The following is a 23,994-nucleotide window of genomic DNA, read 5'->3' as shown; positions in this document are numbered from 1 at the left end:
CTGCCCACGCGTCGCTCAGCCGCTTTTGGTCTTGCTACCGATCGCGCGAATGCGTTGCTGCGCGGCCGGGGACTGCAGCAGATCCGCGAAGATCGCCGCTTCGCGCGTGATCTGCGCCGCCGTGGTTGCAATGCCGTGCGCGGTATCCGCCCCTTCCGATACATCCGAGGGATCCGATCTGTCGGGCTTCATCAGTGCCTTGGTCGCGCGCACCGCCGCTTCCGGCAAGCTCGCCAGCCGACGCGCAAGCGCCAGCACGTGCGCATCGACCTGTCCGCTCGGCAGCACTTCGCCGACCAGGCCGCAGGCCAGCGCCTGCCTTGCGTCAAAGGGCTCGCCCAGCAGCAGCATGCGCGCGGCCCGCTGATACCCGACCAGACGCGGCAGCAACAGACTGGCACCGGCCTCCGGACACAGACCGAGCGCCGTGAACGGCATGGCAAATCGCGCGTCATCGCCGGCACAGACGATGTCGCAATGCAGCAGCATCGTCGTACCGATACCGACCGCCGGCCCGCGTACCGAGGCCAGTATCGGCTTGCGCACCCGATTCAAGGTGTGCAGAAAATCGAGCACCGGCTGCAAGGCCGCCACCGCCGCAGCGGCAGCGTCTCGATCGACGACGCCGTCCGCCGACGTCGGAGCCCCGGAAGCGGGCGTTGCGAAGTCCGAGAGGTCGTTCCCGGCAGTGAACGCTGCGGCGCCCTCGTGCTCGGATCCCGCCACAACGATGACTTTCACCGCCGGATCCGCCTCGGCCTCGCGCAACGCCAGCGTCATCGCGCGATACATCGATAGATTGATCGCATTGCGCTTCGACGGTCGGTGCCAGCACAGCGTTCTGACGGCGCCTACCGATTCCGCATCGGAGAGCACCCGGATGCCGTCGGCTTCGGCTGCCGCGCCGAGGGTGTCTTGTGCGGCCGCCATCAATCCATCCGCTCGAGAATGCCGGCGGCGCCCATGCCGGTGCCCACGCACATCGTGATCATCCCGTAACGCTGTTTCGTGCGTTGCAGACCATGCACCAGCGTGGCGGCCCGCACGGCGCCGGTCGCGCCCAACGGATGCCCGAGCGCGATCGCACCGCCGAGCGGATTCACGCGCGACGGATCGAGATCGAGGTCACGCGTTACCGCCAGCGCTTGCGCGGCGAACGCCTCGTTCAATTCGATCCAATCGAGATCCGACTGCGACAGCCCGGTCGCGCGCAACACCGCGGGAATGGCTTCCTTCGGCCCGATGCCCATGACATCCGGTGCCACGCCTCGCACCGAGAAACCGACAAAACGCGCGAGCGGCTTCAGGCCGAACGTCTTCAATGCCCGCTCCGATACCAAAACCAGCGCCGCCGCGCCGTCCGACATCTGCGAACTGTTGCCCGCCGTTACCGATCCCTTTGCCGCAAACACCGTCTTCAACTTCGCCAGGCCTTCCAGCGAGGTATCGGCACGAGGACCTTCGTCCGCGGACAACGTGCGTGTATCGAGCCGCACCGTGGCACCGTCGAATTCCGGCATGCGATTGACGATGTCGATCGACGCGATTTCCTGCGTGAACGCGCCGGCCGCCTGTGCCGCGAGGGCACGACGATGCGATTCCACGGCAAACGCATCCTGGTCTTCACGGCTGACCTTCCAGCGCTCGGCGACCCGTTCCGCGGTCAGTCCCATGCCGTAGGCGATCGCCACGTCCTGATCTTTCGCGTAGACCTGCGGATTGATCGACGGGGTGTTGCCGGTCATCGGCACCATGCTCATCGATTCGACACCGCCGGCGATCATGACATCGGCTTCACCGACGCGAATACGATCGGCCGCCATCGCCAGCGCGCTCAGCCCCGACGCGCAGAAGCGGTTGACGGTGATGCCCCCTACCCGCTGCGGCAATCCCGCCAGCAACACGCTGGTACGGGCGACATTCAGCCCCTGCTCGGCCTCGGGCATTGCACAGCCGATCACCGCATCCTCGACGGCACTGGGGTCCAGCGACGGCACCTGTGCCATCACATTGCGCAGCGCATGCACCAGCAGGTCGTCCGGGCGCATGAAGCGCAGGGCACCGCGAGGCGCCTTGCCGATCGGCGTGCGGACCGCCGCGACGATATAGGCATCCTGAAGCTGACGCACGCCACCAGACCGCTGTTCATTGAAGGTTGTCATTCGTCTCGCTCCACCTATTAGTTTCGCGGCGGCTTGCCGCCCTGCAGCAGCCCGGCAATCCGTTCCTGCGTCTTCTGCGTACCCAGCAGTTCGACAAAGGCGCGGCGCTCCAGATCCAGCAGCCATTGCTCGCTGACCAGCGTGCCCGGATCGACATCGCCACCGCAGATAATGTCCGCGATACGCGTCGCGATCTCCGCATCGTGTGCGGAAATGAAGCCGCCATCGCGCATATTCACCAGTTGCGAACGGATCGTCGCCGCAGCGGAACGGCCGGCTACCGGGATCAGGCCATTCGGCAATGGCGGTCGATAGCCAGATAAGGACAACGCCCTGGCCTCGCGAATACCGGCCCCCAGCAGATCGTGCACATTGAAGACGATCGGATCCGACGGTTGCAGATAGCCCATCTGCAACGCTTCATGCGCGGAAGCCGACACCTGCGCCGTGGCCGCATATTTGAAGCGCGGCGTCAGGAAGTCGAGATAGCGCTTGCTGTCGAACTGACCCGCCACGCGCGCCGCCGCAATGGCCGCTTCCTTCAAACCGCCACCGGCCGGCACCACGCCAACGCCAATCTCGACCAAGCCCAGATAGGTCTCGACATGCGCGACACGGCGCGCCGCATGCAGGGTCAGCTCGCAACCGCCGCCCAGTGCGATACCCGACAGCGCCACCACCACCGGCACCTGCGCGTATTTCACGCACTGCATCGTTTGCTGGAATTCGGCGATAAAGGGCTCGACACCGGCAGCCCCGCCCAGCATGAACTTCGGCATCGCCGACGCGAGATCCGCGCCGGCCGAGAACGGGCCGCCCGGCGTACCCAGCGTCAACGACGTCGGTTGCCAGATCACCAGGCCACGATAACTTTCTTCGGCCAGCGCGACGCCGCGCCGGATCGCATCCAGCACATCCGGTCCGATGGTGTTCATCTTGGAACGGAACGACAGGATCAGGACATCGGCGTTGACACTGCCGTCGGCAGCGGCGACGTCGTCGACCCAGAGTCGTGCACCGGCATTTTCGAAGACCGTCGTCCCGCGTTGTGTCGGATCGGCATTCGTATCACGCTGCGTGCCGAAAACACGCGCCGGGAAGATCTGCCGCGCATAGATCGGCAACTCGCTACGCGGGACGAAGCGCTTCTGCGACGGCGACCACGAGCCGTCCGGGGAATGCACGCCACCGTTCGCGTCGACCGGGCCGTCGAAGACCCAGGCCGGCAGCGGCGCCGACGACAAGGACTTGCCTGCGGCGATATCGTCACGCACCCACTCCGCGACCTGACGCCAGCCGGCGGCCTGCCACAGTTCGAACGGGCCTTCGTTCCAGCCAAAGCCCCAGCGGATCGCGAAATCGACGTCGCGGGCATTATCGGCGACTGTCTCCAGATGGACCGCGACGTAGTGGAACACGTCGCTGAAAATAGACCACAGGAATTGCGCCTGCGCATCGTTCCGCGATGCCGCCTCGCGCAGTGCGGCGAAACGCTCGACCGGCTTCAGCTTCAGGATCTGCTTGATCTCGTCGCTCGCCTTCGCACCCGACGCCTGATAGGCGGCATTGCCGTCGACACCCGATGCCGCCTTATCGGCATCGAGCACCAGGATGTCCTTGCCCACCTTCTTGTAGAAGCCGGCGCCACTCTTCTGACCGAGCGCGCCGCGTTCAACCAGGGCACGCAGTACCGGCGGCGTGGCGTAGTGGGCGGCAAAAGGATCGTCGGGCAGGCCATCCTGCATCGTCTTGATCACATGCCCCATCGTGTCCAAACCGACGACATCGGCGGTACGGAAGGTCGCCGACTTCGCGCGGCCGAGACGGCTACCCGTCAGATCGTCGACCAGATCGAAGGACAGCTTGTATTGCGCCGCGCGTGCGATCACGGCCAGGATTGAAAACACCCCGACGCGATTCGCAATGAAGTTCGGCGTGTCCTTGGCATGCACGACACCCTTGCCGACGACACCGGTCAGGAAGGTCTCCAACGCTTCGAGAATATCGGGGCGTGTCGACGGCGTCGCGATCAACTCCACCAGATGCATATAGCGCGGCGGATTGAAAAAGTGGACGCCGCAGAAGCGCTCGGCCAAAGAGGCCGCTGCGCCGTCGAGTCCCTGCGCCAACGACGCAATCGACAAACCCGACGTATTCGACGCGAAGATCGTTTGCGCACCGAGGGCCGGCGCGACCTTGCGATAGAGATCGTGCTTCCAATCCAACCGTTCCGCGATGGCTTCGATCACCAGATCGCAGTCGGCCAGCAAACCGAGATCGTCCTCGTAGTTCGCCGCTTGCAGATAGGCCGCGTCCGCCGGATTTCCGAGTGGCGCCGGCTTCAGCTTCTTCAAGCGTTCGATCGCCTGCAAGGCGATGGCGCTGCGCGGCGCCGCCTTGGCGCCCGCGTCCGCTTTGGTTGCAAGATCGAACAGCACGACAGGAATCCGCGCGTTGACCAGATGGGCGGCGATCTGTGCGCCCATCACGCCCGCACCCAGGACAGCGACCTTGCGCACGCGCCATTGCGACGCCACGAACGGGGCCGCCGCCGGCGCGTTGGCGCGCGCCCGCGATGCGGCCGCCGCGGCGGAAGCCGCCGCCGCGTTCGACGATGCACCTGCCGGCGCATTGGTCGCCGACGTATCGGTCTTTGCCGTATCGGTCTTTCCCGCCGGCGCCGCAAACAAGGCGCTGACGCGATCGAAGGCCTGCTTTACCGAACCGTCCGCACCGAACGCCGCGGTGCCTTCTTTCATGATCGGATCGGCGCCGGTCCGCACCAAAGCGGCCTGCGTCAGCGCTTCCGGCAGCAGCTTCGCAAAATAGAAACGTGCCGTCGCGAGCTTGGTTTGATAGAAGGCCGCACCGCCCTCGTCGGCGAGCGCCTTCGGGTCACCCTGCAGTGCATCGAACGCGACCCGCGCCATCCGCGCCCAAAAGTAGGCGAAGACCAGATGACCGACCACCCGCAGATACGGCACGGCGGCGGCGCCGACTTCATCGGCATTCGTCATGGCCTTCATGCCGACTTCACCGGTCAGCTTCTTGACTTCCATGCCCAGCAAGGCAAGCGGACCGACAAACTCCGCCATCTCCTGCGATGCCTGTTCGGATTCGACGAACGCGATGATCAGTTGACCGAACTGCGTCATCTTCCGGCCCATGTCGCCGAGAATCTTGCGTCCCAGCAGATCGAGCGCCTGTACCGCGTTCGTGCCTTCGTAGATCATATTGATCCGCGCATCACGCACATACTGCTCGATGCCCGTCTCGCGGATATAGCCATGACCGCCGAACACCTGCACCGCATGGTTCGTGCATTCGAAGGCGTTGTCGGTCAGGAAGGCTTTGGCGATCGGGGTCAACAATGCCACATGGTCTTCGGCGGTCTTGCGCACCGCCTCGTCCGGATGCGTGTGCGTCACGTCGATCTGCAGCGCCAACCAGCTCGTGAACGCGCGCGCGCCTTCCGCGTAAGCGCGCTGGGTCAGCAGCAGGCGTCGCACATCCGGATGTTCGATGATCGGGTCGGCTGGTTTGTCCGGTGCCTTGATGCCCGTCAGCGAGCGCATCTGCAGCCGCTCCTTCGCATAGGCCAGCGACTGCTGATACGCCGCTTCGGTCAGGCCCAGACCCTGCATGCCGACGCCAAGCCGTGCGGCGTTCATCATCACGAACATCGCCTGCAGGCCGCGGTTCGGTTCACCGACGACCCAGCCACGCGCACCGTCCAGATGGATCTGGCATGTCGAATTGCCGTGGATGCCCATCTTGTGTTCGATACCGGTGCAGCTCACCGGATTGCGCGCGCCGATATTTCCGTTCGCATCGGACAGGAACTTCGGCACGAGAAACAGCGAAATGCCTTTCGTCCCGGCAGGGGCGTCCGGCAACCGCGCCAACACCAGATGCAGGATATTGTCGGCCAGATCGTGTTCGCCGCTGGAAATGAAGATCTTCTCGCCGCTGATCAGATAGCCGTCGCCGTCCGGCGCGGGGAGCGCCTTGCTGCGCAACATCCCGAGATCGGTGCCGCAATGCGGCTCGGTCAGACACATCGTGCCGGTCCATTCACCGGAGGTCAGCTTCGGCAAATACTGTTGTTTCTGCTCGGGCGTGCCGTGCGCATGCAAGGCCGCATAGGCGCCGTGGGACAGGCCCGGATACATCGTCCAGGCCTGATTCGCGCCATTCAGCAGTTCATAGAGGGTGTTATTGATGCTGATCGGCAGCCCTTGGCCGCCATAGGCTTCGTCGCACGACAACGCGGGCCAGCCGCCTTCGACATACTGCTTATAGGCCGCCTTGAACCCGGCCGGGGTCGTCACCGCCCCATTGTCGAAGTGACAGCCCTCGTGATCGCCGCTTGCGTTCAACGGGAACAGGACGTTCTCGCTGAACTTCGCCGCTTCTTCGAGTACCTGATTGACCGTGTCCGCGTCGATCTGCGCGTCAGTCGGCAAGGCCTGCCGTGCCGGCTCCGTGGCCAGCAATTCATGCAATACAAACCGGATATCCCGCAACGGCGCGCGATACTCTGCCATGAGTGTCTCCTCCGACGCGCCGCCGAGACCCCTCGTCTTCCGCACCGCCGGCGTTCCTCCGCTTGCTTGCAAGCGGCGGGATGCCGACAGCGCGGGTCAGGAGACCGCCAGCGCGCTATGCCTGATACGAAACGATCAGCTTCTCGAGCGCGGCCCGTGCAAACGGAATCGCATTCGGAAGCCGCAGGAACCGGGCGTCGTGATGCACGCCCAGCGTCAAGCTATACAACTCGAACAACATCATCTGCGGATCGACATCCTTTCGCAGATGCCCTTCTTCCTGCGATTGCAGGATTGCCGTCTCCAGTGCCTGGCGCCAACTGATCACGCTGTGCTCGAGCTGCTGGCGCACCGGACTGTCGGCGGCGCGGTCGTCATATTCGATCGGTCCGCTGATCAAAATACAACCGGTCGAGATCTCTTCCTTGATCCGCTTGTCGACCCAGGCGAAAACCATCGCCCGCAGCCGTGGCAGGCCGCGCACGGCCTCCAGGCTGGGAAAAAACACATCCTGCTCGAAGCGCCGGTGGTATTCCTGCACCACCGCCACCTGCAAGTCCTCACGCGAGCCGAAGTGGGCGAATACGCCGCTCTTGCTCATACTCATCCGCTCGGCCAGCGAACCGATGGTCAAACCCTCCAGTCCCTCCCGGCTGGCCATCTGGAGCGCGGCGTCCAGAATTTTCGACCGCGTCTGCTCACCTTTGCGCATGCTCTTCTCTTCCGATTCGAAAAATCGAACGGCCGTGCTATTATTGACATCGGCCGTTCCGCAAAACAAGTAATTTATTAGAAACGACTTTCTAATGCAGACCAAAGGTCGGATCTGCCCGGGCACCTGCCCGGCGCACCGCGTCGTCCAGCGGCCTGTGGTCGCCGTTCGCCACTCAGTCGAAACGGCCCGCGGTCAGTAATCGCATCATGAAACGATAAACCAGATACGCGGCGCCGTTCAGCGCCCGTGTCATCCAGCCACGCGCCGCATAGCGCGCCGGGTCGATCCGGCGCGACGCATCGAACGCTTTTTCGATCGCCTCGCGCAGTCTCACGGCGAGCGGGTCATGCAGCAGCACGACATTGGCCTCGTGATTCAAAAACAGGCTCAAGGCATCCAGATTCGACGAGCCGACGGTCGCCCATGCGTCGTCGACGACGGCGACCTTGCCATGCAGCATCGCCTGATCGTATTCCGCAATACGCACGCCTGCCTTCAGAAAAGCGCCGTACAGCGAGGGCACCGCCCAATCCAACAGCGCGAATTCCTTGCGACCGATCAGCAGCCGGACATCCAGCCCACGCTGCGCCGCCTGGATCAACGCCCGTCGCAAACGGCGACCGGGCGTGAAATACGGCGTCGCCAGCAGCACACGATGTCGTGCCTGCCGGATCGCCTGCAGATAGGCACGCTCGATGGCTCGGCGGTTCAGCAGATTATCGCGCGCGACGAAGGCGACTTGAGACTTCCGAAGCGGGGCATCCCGTCGCTTGTCGTCGTCACGCGCGCCGGCGGGTGGCGACGACACCTGCGCGGACGCCGATACCAGCGCGCGTTCGCGTTTCAGCACACGCCGCAATTGCCGTCGATCGCGTTGCGACACCCGTGCCGCCCGCAGACGCTGCCAGAGCCCCCCTTGCTGCCGCGCCGGATCGACGCGATTCCACTGGATATCGAAGGCCAGCGTCACGTCGCGAACCACGGGCCCGCGCAACGCGACGGCGAAATCCCAGCGCGGCGCGTCGAGCTTGCGCCCCTCGTTCATCCAATCGTCGACGATATTGATGCCGCCGACAAACGCCACGCGTTGATCCACGACGCAGAGCTTGCGGTGGTCGCGCGCCAGCCCCAGCGCGCCGAACCAGTGCGGATTGAAAATCCGATGCACGATTCCCTGCGCGGGCCATTCGGCAATCAATGGCAAGGCGGCGGTGCCGACGCCGTCGGTGATCACCTGCACTGCCACACCGCGTTGCGCGGCGCGCACCAATGCGGCCGAGATCGCTTGCCCGGCCTCGTCATGACAGAAAATATAGGTTTCCAGCCGAATCGTATCGTGCGCGGCGTCGATAGCCTCGACCATCGCCGGGAACAGCATCGTCCCCCCCGACATCAAGGTCGCGCCGGGACAATCGAGGAATTTCAGCCGCGTCGCACGCCAAGTACGCCAGGCGCCGCGCAAGCGACGCGCGTTGCGCTCCGGACCGTGTTCGTCGTCCCGCGACGGCCCGTCTCGATGCTGCTGCAGGGGGAGCGCCGACAGCGGTGCCGGCATGCCTTGCACCGACGCTGCATCGGCCTCGGCGCGGGGCGGGGTGCGCCGCTCAGCGCCCGGCGAGTCGATCGGGGAGCGCGAGGATGGCTGCGGCATTGGAGGGGGAGGTGCACCGGGCCGCTGCGTCGTGCAGGGACAGCCAGGCGTGGGCAGTGTGCTCTCGTGGCGAGAGGACGATGGGGATATCGCGCGGCACTTCGACACTGAACCAATGTTCGGTGTTCGTCGTCACGCCCGGGGCATAGCGATGCCGCCAGACGGGATAGATTTCATAGGTGATGGCGTGCTGCCAGTCATGCAACGCACGACGCGGCACGCGCGCGCTGCCGACGACGATGCCAGTCTCCTCGGCCAGCTCGCGCATCGCGGTCTCGGAGATCGCTTCGTCGAGGTGGTCCTTGGAGCCGGTGACCGATTGCCAGAAGCCGGGAAAGTCGGTGCGTTCGATTACGAGCACTTCGATATCCGGTAGCGGCGTATGAATCACCACCAGTACCGACTCGGGAATCTTCGGCGGACGTCCGGTCTGCACCATCGCGCGACGCCGGACTCAGGCCGGCTTCTGCTCTTGGCGCAAACGGATATGCAGCTCGCGCAGTTGCTTCTCGTCGACTTCGCTCGGCGCCTGGGTCAGCAGATCCTGCGCACGTTGCGTCTTCGGGAAGGCGATGACGTCGCGGATCGAGTCCGCACCAGCCATCATCGTGATGATCCGGTCGAGGCCGAAGGCGATACCGCCGTGCGGCGGCGCGCCGTACTGCAGCGCGTCCAGCAGGAAGCCGAACTTCACCTGCGCTTCTTCCGCATCGATCTTCAGCGCGCGGAACACCTTGCTCTGCACGTCCTCGCGATAGATCCGAACCGATCCGCCGCCGATTTCCCAGCCATTGAGCACCATGTCGTAGGCCTTCGCCAGGCAACGACCCGGGTCCGTTTCCAGGTAGTCCAGATGCTCGTCCTTCGGGCTCGTGAACGGGTGGTGGCAGGCGGTCCAACGGCCGTTGTCGTCGTCGTACTCGAACATCGGGAAGTCGACGACCCACAGCGGACGCCAGCCGGCTTCGAACAGGCCCGTCTTCTTGCCGAACTCCGAGTGCCCGATCTTCAGACGCAGCGCGCCCAGCGCGTCGTTGACGACCTTGGCACGGTCCGCGCCGAAGAACAGGATGTCGCCGTTCTGCGCGCCACTGCGCTCCAGGATCGCGGCGACGGCGGCATCGTGCAGGTTCTTGACGATCGGGCTTTGCAGGCCGTCACGGCCGGCGGCCAGATCGTTGACCTTGATCCAGGCCAGGCCCTTCGCGCCGTAAATCTTGACGAATTCGCCATAGGCATCGATATCGCCACGCGACAAGGCAGCACCGCCCGGGACGCGCAGCGCGGCCACGCGGCCGTCCTTCGAGTTGGCCGGGTTGCTGAACACGTTGAAGCTGACATCCGTCATCGCGTCGGTCAGTTCCGTGAACTCGAGCTTGACGCGCAGATCGGGCTTGTCCGATCCGAAACGCTGCATGGCTTCCGAGTACGCCATCACCGGGAAGGTTTCGGCGAGCGAGACGTCAATCGTGTTCTTGAACACGTTGCGGATCATCACTTCGAACAGATCGCGGATTTCCTGTTCCGACAGGAACGAGGTTTCGCAGTCGATCTGCGTGAATTCCGGCTGACGGTCGGCGCGCAGATCTTCGTCGCGGAAGCACTTGGTGATCTGGTAGTAGCGGTCGTAACCCGACACCATCAGCAATTGCTTGAACAATTGCGGCGACTGCGGCAAGGCGAAGAACTGGCCGGGATTGGTACGCGACGGCACCAGATAGTCGCGCGCGCCTTCCGGCGTGCTCTTGGTGAGCATCGGCGTTTCGATGTCGATGAAACCGAGGCGGTCCAAGTGGTTACGCACTTCCATCGCGACGCGATAGCGCAGACGCAGATTGTGCTGCATCTGCGGACGACGCAGGTCGAGGACCCGATGCGTCAGGCGCGTGGTTTCCGACAGGTTGTCGTCGTCCAGCTGGAACGGCGGCGTCACCGATGCGTTCAGCACCGTCAGTTCGTGGCACAGGACTTCGATCTTGCCGCTGGTCAGGCCGGCATTTTCGGTGCCGTCCGGACGCGAACGCACGAGACCCTTCACCTGAACGCAGAATTCATTGCGGACGCCTTCGGCGACCTTGAACATCTCCGCACGATCCGGATCGCACACGACCTGGACCAGACCTTCACGGTCACGCAGATCGATGAAGATCACGCCGCCGTGGTCCCGGCGGCGGCTGACCCAGCCGCACAGGGACACCGTTTGCCCCAGCAGATGCTCGGCCACCCGGCCGCAATATTCGGTTCTCATCGAAGTGGTCATCTCGTTGACTCTGTGATTCATTCAGTAATGGCGACGCGTCCGATGCACGCTGTGTGCATCGCGCGACCGTGCGGCCGAAGCCGCTCAGTCGCCACGCGTCGCGTGATTCGTTCCCGCCGCGTCTTGCGCGGTGATGCTGTCACCGCCCGGCCCGCCTGACGGGTTGCGCGATGGGGCAGTCGCGGTTGCCGCCTGCTTGGTGGCAGCTGCCGCGGCCAGTGCCTCCAGTGTCGGCTCCGGCACACGCCGCGGCGGCGATACCGGCGACACCACACCCATCGACACGATGTATTTCAATGCCGCGTCCACCGACATATCCAGTTCGACCACTTCCGCGCGCGGCACGATGAGGAAGAAGCCCGACGTCGGATTCGGCGTAGTGGGCACATACACGCTCACGTGATCGCCATTGAGCTGCTCGGCCACATCCCCGCCCGGCACGCCGGTCAGGAAGGCGATCGTGTAGGACCCCTTGCGGGGATACTCGATCAGCAGCGCTTTGCGAAAGGCATTGCCGCTGCTCGACAACAAGGTATCCGAAACCTGCTTGATGCTCGTGTATAGCGGCCCGACGATCGGAATATGCCGAAGCAGCCAATCCCACCATTTGACCAGCGTCTGGCCGATGAAATTCTGCGTCAGCAGACCCACGACGAAGATGAACGCCAGCGTCAGTACCGCTCCGATGCCCGGCACGTGCACGCCGAGCCAGGTGTCGGGCTGCCACGATTCGGGTAGCAGCAGCAACGTCTGGTCCATCGTGCCGATCACCAGGCCCAGCACCCACAGCGTGATCGCCAGCGGCACCAGGACCAGCAAGCCGGTCAAAAAGTAGGTTTTCAGCGTTTTCTTCGTCGTCATCGATTTTTCCGTCGGCGCGTTCCCCTTCGTCGCCGCATGGGACCGCAGGACGCGCTGGTGCTCAGGATGCGTTCGATCCGCCGCCAGCCGGTGCCGCGGGGGGTGCCGGCGTCGATGCCGCAGCCGGCGCCGCTGCCGGGGCCGCCGGCTTGGCCTCGCCGCCCGAGGAGCCGCTGCCGCCGCTCTCGGCGTTACCGCCCGACGGCGTGCCGGCGCCATCCGAGCCGCTCGACGGTGTCGTCGTGCTGCTGGCGCCCTTATTGCCGTTGTCGCGGAAATCCGTCACATACCAACCCGAACCTTTCAATTGAAAGCCGGCGGCAGTGACTTGTTTCTGGAAGGTCGACTTGCCGCAGCTCGGACAATCCGTCAGCGGCGGGTCCGACATCTTGCGCAGGACATCTTTCTGGAAACCGCAGGATTCACAGCGGTACGCGTAGATCGGCATGACCCAATACCCTATTGAAAACGTGTAGCAACTCGCAAAGCGTTGAATTATAGCTGCAAACGGCCTGCCTCAACGGGCAAAACCGTCGTCGGCAGCCGACAGCTCAGAGGATCCCGAAGGTGCTGGCCAGCCAGATCTTGGTCAGCGCAATGCCCACGCCCACCGCCACGCCGAACACGATCACGCCGCGCAGCAGGCGATTGGTACGCTGCTGCTCCCGGATCAACGTCAGCATCAGCTCGTCGGCCTGACCGCCTTGCCGGAGCCGGCCATGCTCGCTGAGCATCGCGTGGACCAGCCGCGGCACCTGCGGCAACGTCTTGCTCCACTGCGGCGCTTCCACCTTCAGGCGATCGTACCAGCCACGCCAGCCGATCTGATTGATCATCCACTTTTCGAGATACGGCTTGGCCGTCTGCCAGAGATCCAGCTCCGGATCGAGATCGCGCCCCAGCCCTTCTACATTCAACAAGGTCTTCTGGAGGAGCACCAATTGCGGCTGGATCTCGACCTGGAAGCGGCGCGACGTCTGGAACAAGCGCATCAGCACCTGTCCCAGCGAGATGTCCTTGAGCGCCTTATCGAAATACGGCTCGCACACCGCGCGGATTGCCCCTTCCAACTCCTCGACACGCGTCTTCGCCGGCACCCAGCCCGACTCGACGTGCAGCATCGCGACGCGATGGTAGTCGCGCTTGAAGAAGGCCAGCAGGTTCTGCGCGAGATAATTCTTATCGAAATCCGACAGCGTACCGATGATGCCGAAGTCCAATGCGATATAGCGGCCGAACGAATCCGGATCCAGGCTGACCTGAATATTCCCCGGATGCATGTCGGCGTGGAAGAAGCCGTCGCGGAACACCTGCGTGAAGAAAATCTCGACACCCTCGCGCGCGAGGCGGGGGATATCGACATTGGCGGCGCGCAGACGTTCGATCTGACTGATCGGCACCCCGACCATCCGTTCCATCGTCAACACCGTCGCCGAGCAGTAATCCCAATACATCTCCGGCACCATCAGCAGGTCCGTCGAGGCGAAATTCCGCCGCAACTGGCTGCCGTTCGCCGCTTCCCGCATCAGGTCCAGCTCGTCGTGCAGGTATTTGTTGAATTCCGCCACGACCTCGCGCGGACGCAGCCGTCGACCATCGGCCCAGAACCGCTCCGCCATCCGTGCCACATCGCCCATCAGCGCCAGATCGCTTTCGAGCACCGGCAGCATGCCCGGGCGCAGCACCTTGATGGCGACGGGCTTGCCGGCATGCTCGCCGGCTTTCAACTTGGCGAAGTGCACCTGCGCAATGGAGGCGCTGGCGACCGGCACGCGTTCGAATTCGTCATACATGTCTTCGATACGACGCCCGAGCGCACGTTCGATCAAGGCGACGGCGACGTCGGAATCGAAAGGCGGCACCTGATCCTGCAATTTCGCCAATTCATTGGCGATGTCGGCGGGCAGGAGATCGCGTCGCGTCGACAACATCTGACCGAACTTGACGAAAATCGGGCCCAGGCTTTCCAGCGCGAGCCGCAGACGTTCACCGCGCGGGGCATGGAGCCGGCGGCCGATCGTCATCAGACGGACCAGCAGCCGGATACGGCGTTGCGGGAAGCCTGACAACACGACCTCGTCCAGGCCAAAACGGATCAGAGTGAAAATGATCTTCCATAACCGGAAGGTACGCATCATCGCGGCGCTCCGGTTTGTGTGAGGGGGGACGGCAAGGCGGGCGTCCGGTTGTTGCCCGCCGAGCGTTGTTGCTCCAGGCGCGCAATGCGCGCTTCCAGCGATGCGATGCGATGCGCGGTGGCGTCGACCTCGGCGCCGAACGCATCGTTGACACGCGTGCGCACCAGTTGCGGGCGCTCGTCCAGCAGGTATTCGGCCAATTGGCCGGCGGCACTTTCGGCCAGTTGACGCAGCTGCGCGCCAACGTGTCGCACACCACGTACGACGCGATAGGCGGGCGCGTCACCGAGCCACTGCGCCAGGTCCTCCTCCGGCTCCCAGCGCAGATGCTCGGCCAACCGGCCGAGCGCCTGCGCGAACTCGGCATCGCCCTCGATGCGCACATGCTTCATCAGCACCGAGGGGCCATAACGTAGCAAGGCGGGAATCGCGTCCGGGAGCACGGTGATTTCGACATCGGCGCGATCGTCAGCGGCCGCGCCTGCACGACTGCCTGGGCCATCGACAGCCGCCTGCAGACCCGCGCCAGGGACGGCGGCGCTGGCAGGCGAGTGCGGGCGATCGGCACGCGCAACGGCATCACGCCAGGCCTGCGCGGCCGGTGCCGCGTCACGCAGCGTCGAGGGAACGGCCAACAAGCCGTCTTCCGCGACAAGCACGTCGAAGGTCAACGGCGACACGTGCAAACGCGCACGCCGGCCGGCGTACGGAACGAGCTGGGCGCGGGCCCAGGACTCGCGGCGCAACAAGTGATTGACCGCCGCTTGGAAAGACGGAACGGGAAGAGTAGCGACGCGCATCAGCACAAAGAGCACAAAAGGAAAAAGCCCGCCCCGCGGAATTCGCGAAGCGGGCTCCTATTGTAGGGCAGTTCGATCAATGCAGTTGTTGAATCCCGGCTAACAACCACCCTGCTTGCTCGTTCTTCCGCTTGACCAGATTCCAGACCTCGGCGAATTCTTCCGCCGCGGCGCCCTTCGTTTCCCGGATCAGTCCGGTGAAACGGACGCTGGCGAGGAACTCGGTGGCCGTGTCCTCGATGCCCATCAACTCGGCATCTACGCGGACCACATCGGTGCGATTCTCGGTCTCGCCACGTGATTGGAGATCGAGGCGCAGCTCGGCGAACATTTCCGGCGTCGTGAAGTCGCGCAGATCGTCGAGATCAGACGAATCCCAGGCCGTTTGCATCCGGACGAAATAGACTTTTGCATTGTGCAGGAAGGTCGTCTGGTCGAAATCGCCCGGCACGCCCCACTGCCCTTGCGGCATCGCACCGGCAGACGCCTGACCCGGCGTCGATGCCGTACCGAAGGCACCGCCGGCAAGACCCGCCGCCGAACCCGGGGCATCGCTCCAGCCGGACGCTTGGCCGGACGGCGCGCTCTGCGTCGAGGCAGCCCCATCGAAACGGCTCGACGAGCCATTCGATCCGATACCGCCCATGCCGCCAGACTGACCACTGCCCGCTGCCGCATAAGCCGGCGTCTGGGACGTCGGTTGACGACGCGACATGAATTTCCGAATCAGCCAGATTGCGACGAAAGCGATCAGCGCGATGACGATCATATTGGCCATCGCACCGGCGAAGGCGCCGCCCAGGCCGAAGTGCGACAACAGCGCGGCAATGCCCAGACCAGCGGCGAGACCGGCAAGCGGGCCCATCCAACGGTTACGCGCCGGCTGTGCGGCTGCCGGGGGTGGCGTCGCCGGCTTGGCGGCTGCCGTCGGCGCCTGCGGCGCGGCACGCGATGGCGCCTGCTGCGACACCATCGGCGATTGGCGACCCATGCTCCGGCTGCTTCCCATACGGCGCGCGTCGGCGTGTTCGCTCATCGCCGCGAAAGCCAAGACGGCCACAACGGTCAGCGCGCCCACTTTGATCGCGGGCAGCTTGACGCGCCGCAGCGATCCGCTCAGTGATGCGATCAATGAACGGGCGACTGATCGCACCGTATCGATTCCTGCTTTAGACATACGTTCCTCGCAATTGGCATGCTGGATTGGCCACCCGACATCGCGCACGACGTATCCGGCGCAGAAGACAAGGCGTTGTTGCGCTACTATCTCGCGCAACCTTTCAATAAGCATACAACTGAAAGGTAACGAAGTAAATCAGAATTTGGTGCCCTGGTGGAGCGCGACAATGCCGCCCGTCAGGTTGAAATACTGCACCGATTCCAGCCCCGCACCGGCCATCAGGTCCCTCAGCGATTCCTGATCCGGGTGCATCCGGATCGACTCGGCGAGGTAACGATAGCTTTCGGCGTCGCCCGCGATGCGTTCGCCGAGCCAGGGCAGCAGCTTGAAGGAATACACATCGTATGCCTTCGTCAGCGGGCCCCAGACCTTCGAAAACTCCAACACCATGACCTTGCCGCCCGGCTTGATCACCCGACGCATTTCCGCCAGCGCCGCGTCCTTGTGCGTCATATTGCGCAGGCCGAAGGCGACGGTCACCACGTCGAAGTAGTTATCCGGAAAAGGCAGCTTCTCGGCATCGCAGAGCAAGGCCGGGGTGACGATCCCGCGATCCAGCAGACGGTCGCGGCCGACGCGGAGCATCGAGCCGTTGATATCGGTCAACCAGACTTCGCCGTGTGGACCCGCCGCCTTGGCGAACGCGGCGGCGAGGTCGCCCGTGCCGCCCGCGATGTCGAGCACCTTCTGGCCCGGACGCACGTTCGCGCGGCCGATCGTGAAAGCTTTCCAGACACGATGCAACCCGCCGGACATCAGGTCGTTCATCACGTCGTATTTTTGCGCGACCGAGTGGAAGACGCCTGCGACCTTCTGCGCCTTCTCGTTCTCGTCGACCGTGCTGAATCCGAAATGGGTCTTGCTCATCGCGTCATGCCTCGCGTCCTCTTGTCTCTTTATAACCGTCTTTCTGCCCGCCCGACGCCCCTTTCATGGGAAACGTCGGCGTGCATCCTCTATGCCGTGCCAGCCGACGGCGCGGCCATGCCCGTGTCCGTTGCCGCGTCCCGGCTCGCTCCAGCGGCATCCAGGCGCAACAGGTAATCCTGCCACAGTGCGTCCTGCCGTGTCGCCAGCATGTACAAATAATCCCACGAGTAAATGCCGGTGTCATGGCCGTCGGAGAATCCGAGCCGGATCGCGTAATGCCCGACCGCGTCGATCCGCGTGACCCGCACCGCACGCTTGCCCGTTTGCAACACCTCCTGCCCCACGCCATGACCGCGCACCTCCGCCGACGGAGAGTACACCCGCAGCAGCTCGAACGGCAGGCGATACTGCGCATCGGGGTATTGCACTTCCAGCACCGCGGAGGCTTTGTGCAGCACAAGGCCAGTGGGAATAGGTGTGTCTTTTTCGAGTCCCGCCATCTTTTAGGCTCCGATTCCGTTAGTGCGGCGTCGCGTGCAATGACTTCCGTGCCGCACGCGCACGTTCCCGGCGCTCAGGGACGGGACGCCAGCGGCGCGAACGACTGCGCCAGCGCGCCGCGCAAGGCCTCGGCCAGACCGACCGTCAGCGCCTGGCGTGCCGCCAGCAGCGTCGGGGCGACGTCGCGCTGACGCGCCGACCACACCGACTGCGGGAAATGGGCATCGTCCCGAAAACGCGGTATGACGTGCCAATGCTGGTGCGCCACCATATTGCCGAGGCTGGCCACGTTGACCTTGTCGCACCGCAGCCGCGCGCGCAGCACGCGCTCGACGACGACGATCGCATCGAACAACTGCGCGCGCGACGTGGCGTCGAGGTCGCTAAGCTCCGCGACGTGATCCTGCCAGATCACCCGGCAAAAGCCCGGATAGTCTGCGTCGTCCACCAGCACGACACGCATGACCGCATCACGCCAGACCACCTCGCCGCCATCGGTCGTGCACAGCGGGCAATCGGCGTGGGAACTCATACGAGCACCCGCTCGATGCCGCCCGCGTTCGCCTTGTTGACGTACTCTACCATCCAGTTTTCGCCCAGGACGGCGCGCGCCATTTCAACGACGATGTAGTCGGCGCTGACGTCGACGTCGCCGTCGTAACGCGTCAGGCCTTGCAGGCAGGACGGGCAGCTCGTCAGGATCTTGACGTCGCCGTCGAACGTCGCGGGCGCGTCGGCCAGCACCGGCGCGATCGGCGTCACCACCGCCAGGTCGGTGCCGACGGCCGGCGTGACCGGCGTGACCGGCGTGACAGTCGTAGCGGCGGGCGTGACCGGCGCGGCCACCACCGGCACGGAGATCTGCCGCACGCGCGCCTCACCCTTGCGCATTTCCTCCGCCTTGCGGAACCGGACTTGCGTCGATACATCCGGACGCGTCACGGCCAGCGTGCCGGACTCACCGCAGCAGCGATCGTTCTTCTCGATCTTGTAGCCGTCGTGTTCGCTGCCCATCAGCTGATTGACGAGTTTGACCGGATCCATCGTCTTGATCGGCGTATGGCACGGGTCGTGATACATGTATCGCGTGCCCTTCACCCCGTCCAGCTTGATGCCCTTTTCCAGCAGGAATTCGTGGATGTCGATAATCCGGCAGCCGGGGAAGATCTTGTCGAATTCGTAGGTGGCCAGCTGGTCGTAGCAGGTACCGCAGGACACCACCACCGTCTTGATGTCGAGGTAGTTCAACGTGTTCGCGACGCGATGGAACAACACACGGTTGTCCGTCATCATCTTCTCGGCCTTGTCGAACTGCCCCGAGCCACGTTGCGGATAGCCGCAGCACAGATAGCCCGGGGGCAATACCGTCTGCACGCCGGCGTGCCAGAGCATCGCCTGCGTCGCCAGTCCGACCTGCGAGAACAGCCGCTCCGAGCCGCAACCCGGGAAATAGAAGACCGCCTCCGTATCCGCCGTCGTGCCCTTCGGGTCACGAATGATCGGGACGATCTTGTTGTCCTCGATATCGAGCAAGGCACGCGCCGTCTTCTTCGGCAGGTTGCCCGGCATCTTCCGGTTCACGAAGTGGATGACCTGCTCTGACACCGGCGGCTTGCCGACGGTGGCCGGCGGATGGGCCGCCTGCTTGCGTGCCAGGCGCTTGAACAGGTCGTTACCGGCACGCTGCGCCTTGTAACCCCAGTTCATCATGACCTGGCGCGTCGCATTGATCGTGTTCGGATTCGTCGCGTTCAAAAAGAACATCGCCGCGCTGGAGCCCGGGTTGAACTTCTTCTTGCCCATCTTGCGCAACAGATTGCGCATATTCATCGTCACGTCGCCGAAGTCGATCTTGACCGGGCAGGGCGTCACGCACTTGTGACAGACGGTGCAGTGATCGGCGACATCGTTGAACTCGTCCCAATGCTTGATCGATACGCCGCGACGCGTCTGCTCCTCGTACAGGAACGCTTCCACCAGCAGCGACGTCGCGAGAATCTTGTTGCGCGGGCTGTACAGCAGGTTCGCGCGCGGCACGTGCGTGGCACACACCGGCTTGCACTTGCCGCAGCGCAGGCAGTCCTTGACGCTGTCGGCAATCGCGCCGATGTCGGACTGCTGCATGATCAGCGATTCATATCCCATCAGGCCGAAGCTGGGCGTGTAGGCGTTGCGCAGATCCGCCCCGTCCATCAGCTTGCCCTTGTTGAATCGGCCTTCCGGATCCACGCGACGCTTGTAATCGCGGAATTCGGCGATCTCGTCCTCGGTCAGGAACTCGAGCTTCGTCACGCCGATACCGTGCTCGCCCGAAATCACCCCGTCCAGCGAACGCGCCAGCTTCATGATGCGGGCCACCGCCGCGTGCGCATCCTGCAGCATCGCGTAGTTGTCCGAGTTCACCGGGAGGTTCGTATGCACATTGCCGTCGCCGGCGTGCATATGCAATGCGACGAAAACACGCCCGCGAAGGACGCGCTTGTGAATCGCCTGCGTCTCGTCGAGGATGGGCTTGAATTCCCCGCCGTTGAAGATCTTGCGCAATTCGGCACGGATCTCCTGCTTCCACGAGATCCGCACGGTGCGGTCCTGCGCGACATCGAACAAGGTCGCGTCCGGCTGCGCGGCGAGCCGATCGGCGAACGCGCTTTCCAGATGCGCCAGACCCAGTTCACGCAAAGCCGGCGCGGCGTCGGACAGCGGTTGATCGAGATGCGCCTGGATATAGGTCCAGCGCGCGCGAACCTGCGTCAGCAGATCGAGCGCATGCGTCACGCGATCTTCCAGCAACTCCGCGCTGGGGATCTCGTTGGCGTCGTCGCTCTTGCCCAGCGGCAGGTCGCCGCGCGCAAAGAATGCGTCGAGCGCCTCGACCAGTTGCAGCTTGTTCTTCAGCGACAGCTCGATATTGATCCGTTCGATACCGTCGGTGTACTCGCCCATCCGATTCAGCGGGATGACGACGTCTTCGTTGATCTTGAAGGCATTCGTATGCTTGGCGATCGCGGCCGTGCGCGAACGGTCGAGCCAGAAGCGCTTGCGCGCCTCGGCATTGACGGCGACGAAACCTTCGCCGCTCTTGCCGTTGGCCATACGGACCACCTCGGACGTCGCCTGCGCGACCTTGTCCGGATCGTCACCGACGATATCGCCGATCAGCACCATCTTCGGGAAGGCGTTGCGCTTGGACTTCGTCGCATAGCCGACCGCGCGCAGATAGCGCTCGTCCAGATGCTCCAGGCCGGCCAGGATGGCACCGCCCTCTTTCGAGGTCTGGAACAGATAGTCCTTGATCTCGACGATCGACGGGATCGCATCGCGCGGCTGACCGAAGAACTCCAGACAGACCGTGCGCGTGTGCGCCGGCATCTTGTGCAGGACCCAGCGCGCGCTGGTGATCAAGCCGTCACAACCTTCCTTCTGCACGCCCGGCAAGCCCGCGAGGAATTTGTCGGTGACGTCCTTGCCCAGCCCTTCCTTGCGGAAGCGCCGGCCGGCGATGTCGAGCGTTTCCTTGCGCAGCAGCTTTTCGCCCGGCGCATAGTGACCGTCGAACCAATGCAGCTCGAATTTCGCCACCTCGATGTCATGGATCTTGCCCATGTTGTGCTCGAGGCGCGTCACTTCCAGCCAGTCGCCGTTCGGATCGATCATCCGCCACCAGGCGAGGTTGTCCAGTGCCGTACCCCACAGCACGGCCTTCTTGCCGCCTGCGTTCATCGCCACATTGCCGCCGACGCACGATGCGTCCAGCGACGTGGGATCCACGGCAAACACGAAACCGGCCTTTTCGGCGGCTTCCGTGACCCGACGGGTGACGACGCCCGCGCCGGAGAAAATCGTCGCGACCGGCGTGCTCAGACCCGGCAGCATCGTCGTCTCAACGTCGCCCAGCTGTTCCAGCTTCTCGGTATTGATGACGGCCGCAAACGGCGTCAGCGGCAAGGCGCCACCGGTATAGCCGGTACCACCCCCGCGCGGGATCACCGTCAGGCCGAGTTCGAAGCAGCTACGAATCAGCGCCGCGATTTCTTGCTCGGTATCCGGCGTCAGCACGACGAACGGATATTCGACACGCCAATCGGTCGCGTCGGTGACGTGCGACACGCGCGACAGGCCGTCGAACTTGATATTGTCCTTCTGCGTGTGCTTGCCGAGCAGGCGCGCCGCGCGTTTGCGCAGCTCGGCCGTCTTGGCGAATTCGTCGGCGAATTCGCCGACGGCACGGCGTGCCGCCGCGATCAGCTGCTCGACGCGCGCGGCACGGTCACGGCCGATGTCGTCGTTGTGCTCGCGCAGATCCTCGCGACGACGCTTGTCGATTTCCGCCAAGCGATGGCTCAGCGCGTCGATCAGCATCTGCCGACGACGCGGGTTGTCGAGCAGATCGTCCTGAAGATACGGGTTACGGCGCACGACCCAGATATCGCCGAGCACTTCGTACAGCATGCGCGCGGATCGGCCGGTACGGCGCTCTTCACGTAATACCGACAACGCCTGCCAGGCGTCGTCGCCCAGCAAACGGATCACGATTTCGCGGTCCGAGAACGAGGTGTAGTTGTAGGGAATCTCGCGCAGGCGCAATTCGCCGTGCGGGTCAACGCCACTGCCAACGGCAACAGGCATGCCGTTCTGATCGAATATCTGGGGAGCGTTCATTTTCAACTGGGGTCGTGTCCGGCGGGTAAGCCGGACCGGCTCTGGAAGCCGCCGCGAGGCGCAGCATTCGGCGACGCTACTACCTCGAAAGTAGCGCATTGTACTGCAACGACTCGTTGCGCGCGGGCAACGACGCCGTGGCCCGCCATCCGTCGCGCCTCCGCCGGGCCTCCCGGGCCGGGGCGCCGCATGGCGACGGGATCGGTCTGCCGACATAGCCACTATCGCGAAAAACCGTGACAATACGCCGATGAAACCAGCTAACACGCCCTCCTCCGTCGATCACACCCAGCCGATCGGCATCCTGCTCGCGGCCGGCCGTGGCAGTCGCTTCGACCCGTCCGGGGCCCACAACAAGCTGCTGACCACGCTGCCCAGTGGCGCCGAGGCCGGCTTGCCGATCGCCTTTGTCGCCGCGCGCCGCATGCGCAATGCGCTGCCGCGCGTGATCGCCGTCGTCGACGGCAGTCCGGAGATGTCGGCCGAGCGAGCCGCGCAGCAGCGCACGCTGGGCGACTGGCTCGTCAAAGCCGGCTGCGAGGTGGTGGCCAGCCCACGCGCCCATCTAGGTATGGGGGCCAGCCTCGCCGACGCGGTGCAAGCCAGTCTGCGCGCAGCGCCGGGCAAGCCGGCCGCGTCTACCGGCTCCCCGTCAACAACAGAGGCGGCAGACGCGCCTTCCGCCGCCGCCCCGGTCGTGCCGAAGGGCTGGGTCGTTGCATTGGCCGATATGCCGATGATCGCGCCGGCCACCACGCAGGAAGTGGCCGCCGCGCTGCTGTCGGCAAGCGATCCACTCGCGCTGGTCGCGCCGGTCCACGCCGGAAAGCGCGGTCACCCGGCCGGCTTCGGCGCGGGCCGCCTCGACGCATTGCTGGCGCTGGACGGCGAGCGCGGCGCTGGCGACTGGTTTGGCGCCGACGGCTTCGTCGCCGTCGCAACCGGGGATGCCGGCGTGTTGCGCGACATCGATGTTCCCGACGATCTCCGCTAAATCGGATCCTGCGTACTGTCGAAACACCGCAAAACCCCAAGGTCCGCGTGCCGTCATCCCACCGTGACAGTCGCCGGACGACTTTCCGGCTCTTTCAGACTAGACCCCATGGAAAGCGCCGCGCGGCGACGCTTTAATCGATGCGTCCTTCGGCTGATGGCCTCGCATCCGCGCGCCGTCGGGTAAAGGAAGGAAAGTCGGGAGGAAAGTCTTATGTTGGGTTACGTCACCGTCGGTACGGCCAGCGTCGAAAAAAGCCGCCACTTTTATCGCTCGGTCTTGGCCGGCCTGAACCTGGATGTGCTTCACGAAAGCGAACACGAAACGATGTTCGGTCCCCGTGGCGGGACGATCCTGGAGGCGTTCTTCAATGTGACACGCCCCTTCGACGGCCGAGCAGCCAGTGTGGGGAATGGCACGATGATCGCATTCGATGCACCGGACAGCGCCAGTGTCGATATCGTGCATGCCGCGGCACTAGCGGCGGGCGGCCAGTGCGAAGGCGCCCCGGGCCCGCGCATCGATTATCACCCGCAGATGTACGCCGCCTATTTCCGGGATCTCGATGGCAACAAACTGGCGGTCGTCCATTTTTCACCGACGCCGTTTCTTGCCTGAATCGCACTTGCGCTGACGGCGACCGTCGCCTTTCCTGC

18 protein-coding genes and 1 pseudogene are annotated in these 23,994 nt (G+C 64.3%); 2 read left to right on the top strand and 17 right to left on the bottom strand.

Annotation, left to right across the window (positions count from 1 at the left end; genetic code table 11):
* Positions 1-15: 15 nt before the first annotated feature.
* From ABEG21_RS04175 to ABEG21_RS04095, 17 genes and pseudogenes are all read right to left on the bottom strand, one after another.
* Complete coding sequence (locus tag ABEG21_RS04175) at positions 16-930, bottom strand: enoyl-CoA hydratase-related protein (RefSeq protein ID WP_347556011.1); 915 nt, start codon at positions 928-930, stop codon at positions 16-18.
* Positions 930-2,162: an acetyl-CoA C-acyltransferase gene (locus ABEG21_RS04170; protein WP_347556010.1), complete on the bottom strand. Its 1,233-nt coding sequence runs from the start codon at positions 2,160-2,162 to the stop codon at positions 930-932. The genes ABEG21_RS04175 and ABEG21_RS04170 overlap by 1 nt, the downstream gene beginning before the upstream one ends.
* 17 nt (positions 2,163-2,179) lie before the next feature.
* Positions 2,180-4,699, bottom strand: coding sequence for a 3-hydroxyacyl-CoA dehydrogenase/enoyl-CoA hydratase family protein (locus ABEG21_RS04165; protein ID WP_347556615.1), 2,520 nt, complete (start codon positions 4,697-4,699; stop codon positions 2,180-2,182).
* Positions 4,700-4,927: 228 nt separating this feature from the next.
* Positions 4,928-6,709, bottom strand: a pseudogene (locus ABEG21_RS04160) (acyl-CoA dehydrogenase C-terminal domain-containing protein); the annotation flags it as partial.
* Between the two features lie 115 nt (positions 6,710-6,824).
* The gene (locus ABEG21_RS04155) at positions 6,825-7,421 is read right to left on the bottom strand and encodes a TetR/AcrR family transcriptional regulator (protein ID WP_347556009.1); all 597 of its coding nucleotides are present in this window, start codon (positions 7,419-7,421) and stop codon (positions 6,825-6,827) included.
* Between the two features lie 175 nt (positions 7,422-7,596).
* Positions 7,597-9,075, bottom strand: coding sequence for a phospholipase D-like domain-containing protein (locus ABEG21_RS04150; protein WP_347556008.1), 1,479 nt, complete (start codon positions 9,073-9,075; stop codon positions 7,597-7,599).
* Positions 9,029-9,514 carry a dihydroneopterin triphosphate diphosphatase gene (gene nudB / locus ABEG21_RS04145; RefSeq protein WP_347556007.1) on the bottom strand — a complete coding sequence of 162 codons (486 nt, stop codon included), beginning with the start codon at positions 9,512-9,514 and terminating at the stop codon, positions 9,029-9,031. Before nudB ends, ABEG21_RS04150 begins: the two co-directional genes overlap by 47 nt.
* Positions 9,515-9,529: 15 nt before the next feature.
* A complete protein-coding gene (gene aspS / locus ABEG21_RS04140) occupies positions 9,530-11,335 on the bottom strand; it encodes an aspartate--tRNA ligase (RefSeq protein ID WP_347556006.1) in 1,806 nt (601 codons plus the stop codon).
* Between the two features lie 84 nt (positions 11,336-11,419).
* Positions 11,420-12,196: a DUF502 domain-containing protein gene (locus ABEG21_RS04135; protein WP_347556005.1), complete on the bottom strand. Its 777-nt coding sequence runs from the start codon at positions 12,194-12,196 to the stop codon at positions 11,420-11,422.
* A gap of 61 nt (positions 12,197-12,257) precedes the next feature.
* Positions 12,258-12,644 carry an FmdB family zinc ribbon protein gene (locus ABEG21_RS04130; RefSeq protein ID WP_347556004.1) on the bottom strand — a complete coding sequence of 129 codons (387 nt, stop codon included), beginning with the start codon at positions 12,642-12,644 and terminating at the stop codon, positions 12,258-12,260.
* A 103-nt stretch (positions 12,645-12,747) separates the two neighbouring features.
* Positions 12,748-14,331 (bottom strand): ubiquinone biosynthesis regulatory protein kinase UbiB, encoded by a 1,584-nt coding sequence (gene ubiB / locus ABEG21_RS04125; RefSeq protein WP_347556614.1) that lies wholly within the window; start codon positions 14,329-14,331, stop codon positions 12,748-12,750.
* Positions 14,331-15,134, bottom strand: a complete 804-nt coding sequence (locus ABEG21_RS04120; protein ID WP_347556003.1) for a sterol-binding protein — start codon at positions 15,132-15,134, stop codon at positions 14,331-14,333. Before ABEG21_RS04120 ends, ubiB begins: the two co-directional genes overlap by 1 nt.
* A gap of 76 nt (positions 15,135-15,210) precedes the next feature.
* Positions 15,211-16,311 (bottom strand): TIM44-like domain-containing protein, encoded by a 1,101-nt coding sequence (locus ABEG21_RS04115; protein WP_347556002.1) that lies wholly within the window; start codon positions 16,309-16,311, stop codon positions 15,211-15,213.
* A gap of 138 nt (positions 16,312-16,449) precedes the next feature.
* Positions 16,450-17,181 carry a bifunctional demethylmenaquinone methyltransferase/2-methoxy-6-polyprenyl-1,4-benzoquinol methylase UbiE gene (ubiE, locus tag ABEG21_RS04110; RefSeq protein WP_347556001.1) on the bottom strand — a complete coding sequence of 244 codons (732 nt, stop codon included), beginning with the start codon at positions 17,179-17,181 and terminating at the stop codon, positions 16,450-16,452.
* 89 nt (positions 17,182-17,270) lie between these two features.
* A complete protein-coding gene (locus ABEG21_RS04105) occupies positions 17,271-17,684 on the bottom strand; it encodes a DUF971 domain-containing protein (RefSeq protein WP_347556000.1) in 414 nt (137 codons plus the stop codon).
* 74 nt (positions 17,685-17,758) lie between these two features.
* A complete protein-coding gene (locus ABEG21_RS04100) occupies positions 17,759-18,217 on the bottom strand; it encodes an HIT family protein (RefSeq protein ID WP_347555999.1) in 459 nt (152 codons plus the stop codon).
* Positions 18,214-22,344, bottom strand: a complete 4,131-nt coding sequence (locus ABEG21_RS04095; protein WP_347555998.1) for a DUF3683 domain-containing protein — start codon at positions 22,342-22,344, stop codon at positions 18,214-18,216. Before ABEG21_RS04095 ends, ABEG21_RS04100 begins: the two co-directional genes overlap by 4 nt.
* Positions 22,345-22,594: 250 nt before the next feature.
* Between ABEG21_RS04095 and ABEG21_RS04090 the strand changes: the two genes are divergently transcribed.
* The gene (locus tag ABEG21_RS04090) at positions 22,595-23,338 is read left to right on the top strand and encodes an NTP transferase domain-containing protein (RefSeq protein ID WP_347555997.1); all 744 of its coding nucleotides are present in this window, start codon (positions 22,595-22,597) and stop codon (positions 23,336-23,338) included.
* A 213-nt stretch (positions 23,339-23,551) separates the two neighbouring features.
* Entirely contained in the window at positions 23,552-23,956 is a 405-nt protein-coding gene (locus ABEG21_RS04085; RefSeq protein ID WP_347555996.1) for a VOC family protein, read from the top strand.
* Positions 23,957-23,994: the final 38 nt, after the last annotated feature.

The sequence above is a fragment of the Robbsia sp. KACC 23696 genome (assembly GCF_039852015.1).
Lineage (GTDB): Bacteria > Pseudomonadota > Gammaproteobacteria > Burkholderiales > Burkholderiaceae > Robbsia.
This window is presented reverse-complemented; position numbering and strand designations above follow the sequence as displayed.